The sequence below is a fragment of the Staphylococcus sp. HMSC069D12 genome, from assembly GCF_001810405.1.
GTDB classification, from domain to species: Bacteria; Bacillota; Bacilli; order Staphylococcales; family Staphylococcaceae; genus Staphylococcus; species Staphylococcus haemolyticus.
Window position 1 is genome coordinate 1 of the sequence record NZ_KV801098.1, and the last position, 323, is coordinate 323.

A 323-nucleotide genomic window follows, 5' to 3' on the forward strand; every position below is an offset into this window, starting at 1 on the left:
TGGCATGGCGAAAATCCGTAGATCTGAAGAGACCTGCGGTTCTTTTTATATAGAGCGTAAATACATTCAATACCTTTTAAAGTATTCTTTGCTGTATTGATACTTTGATACCTTGTCTTTCTTACTTTAATATGACGGTGATCTTGCTCAATGAGGTTATTCAGATATTTCGATGTACAATGACAGTCAGGTTTAAGTTTAAAACCTTTAATTACTTTAGCCATTGCTACCTTCGTTGAAGGTGCCTGATCTGTAATTACCTTTTGAGGTTTACCAAATTGTTTAATGAGACGTTTGATAAACGCATATGCTGAATGATTATC

General features: G+C 34.4%; 1 pseudogene. It reads right to left on the reverse strand.

Annotated elements, in window-relative coordinates:
- A pseudogene (locus HMPREF2737_RS02880) lies at nucleotides 1–323 on the reverse strand (IS6-like element IS257 family transposase); the annotation flags it as partial.